A 2,113-nucleotide genomic window follows, 5' to 3' on the forward strand; every position below is an offset into this window, starting at 1 on the left:
CAATAAGAAATTGCAGAATTCTAATAGGATGAATAGAACGAAACTTAAGTTTTCATACTCATTGTTTCGTTGCACCTGATGGACGGAACATGTTAAACTTAACAGAATGTACATAAATATAAGAAACGGTTTGTGCAGAATTCAGGAATGAGCAAACTATTTTTTTACGCAATGTCAAAGTTTTTATTCGGGTATGTTGGACTAACTTAAAAATCTGTCACCTTATTTTCATGATTTTTTCGTGGTTAAGGGACAAAAGTTTCTATCAGCAAAAATATAGAATTAGACGACCAGACGAAAGCTATGACTCATAGATTTCAGTTTCAATAATTCATTAAATAACTAAAAATCATCATACAGCAGTTGTAAGAAGGAGTCTCACTATGGAACAAATGAAACACTTATTAGCAGAAAAATTTGGTTTTACGCAATTTCGAAACGGACAGGAGGACATTATCCAACGAGTTCTACAAAAGAAAAATGTCTTAGGGATCATGCCAACTGGCGGAGGAAAGTCTGTTTGTTATCAATTGCCCGCGCTAGTTTTAGAAGGTTTAACCTTAGTTATTTCTCCGTTAATTTCCTTGATGAAAGATCAAGTTGACAGTTTGAATGAATTAGGAATTCCGGCAGCATTTATCAATAGTACGTTGTCTAATGTGGAGATGAATGATCGTGTACGACGAGCTGCGCGTGGGGAAATAAAATTATTGTATGTCGCACCAGAGCGGTTAGAGTCCTCAGATTTTCGTGAGTTATTGAGATACGTACCGATTGAGCTTTTAGCCGTTGACGAAGCACACTGTATTTCCCAGTGGGGACACGATTTTCGCCCTAGCTATTTGAAACTGGCAGAAACGATTCAAAATTTTAATCAACAGCCAACGGTTATAGCTTTAACAGCCACTGCGACCCCACAAGTGGCTGAGGATATTTCTAACTTATTACATATTTCAAAAGAAAATGAAATCAAGACGGGTTTTGCTCGCGAAAATTTAGCTTTTCAAGTTGTAAAGGATCAAAAGGATCTTTATTTGTTGGAATATCTGAAACTAAACCATGGACAATCTGGAATCATCTATGCTTCCACGCGTAAGGAAGTTGAGCGATTGTATCATCTATTGAAGCATCATCAATTCTCAGTTGGTATGTATCATGGCGGATTAAAAGACACGGAACGGCTACAAAACCAAGAAGACTTTCTATTTGATCGGACTGAAGTAATGGTTGCTACGAACGCTTTCGGTATGGGAATCAACAAAAGCAATGTCCGCTTTGTGATACATGCACAGATTCCTGGTAATTTAGAATCTTATTACCAAGAGGCTGGACGTGCTGGAAGAGATGGATTACCAAGTGAGGCTGTTTTGTTTTACTCGCCCAAAGATATTCAAATTCAAAAATTTTTCGTGGAGCAGTCTCAATCTGAATTAGCCTATCAGCAAAATGAATATACAAAGTTAAGGGAAATGAACCAATATGCCCATACACAAATGTGTTTGCAGCGTTACATTCTGAATTATTTTGGCGAAGATCAGGCGGATTGCGGGAAATGCAGCAATTGTTTAGATGACCGGGAGCAGGTGAATATTACGACTGACACACAAAAGGTACTGTCTTGTGTTAAACGTATGGGCGAAAAATTTGGAAAGGCATTAGTAGCAAAAGTATTAGCCGGATCTAATGATCAAAAGATAAAGCAATGGAATTTTGAAAAATTACCAACGTATGGATTGATGAAAGACTACTCTCAGAAGGAAATTGCTAATTTGATCGACTACCTGATAGCTGAACATTATTTAGTTCCTTCTGAAGGGCAATACCCTTTATTGTCTGTATCTGAGCAAGGCATTTTAGTTTTAATGGGCAAACAAGAAGTCTATCGGAAGCAAGCGCCGGTGAAACAGTTAGTAGCAGATGATGAACTATTTGAAAAAATGCGAAGCCTACGCTCTCAGATTGCACAAGAAAAGAATTTGCCGCCTTACGTCATTTTTTCAGATAAGACGTTGACAGAATTAGCTGAGAAACAGCCTCAAACATCTATAGAATTTTTACAAATAAAAGGTGTGGGAAAAAGTAAGCTTGATAATTATGGGGAACAGTTCTTAAC

Annotated in this window: 1 protein-coding gene; it reads left to right on the top strand. The window is 37.4% G+C overall.

The genetic code is table 11. The features are described 5' to 3' along the window. Positions 1 to 383 precede the first annotated feature (383 nt). On the top strand, positions 384 to 2,113 hold a 1,730-nt coding region (gene recQ / locus A5868_RS07595; protein ID WP_087654170.1), incomplete at its 3' end, for a DNA helicase RecQ.

Source organism: Enterococcus sp. 12F9_DIV0723 (assembly GCF_002174375.1).
GTDB classification, from domain to species: Bacteria; Bacillota; Bacilli; order Lactobacillales; family Enterococcaceae; genus Enterococcus_A; species Enterococcus_A gilvus.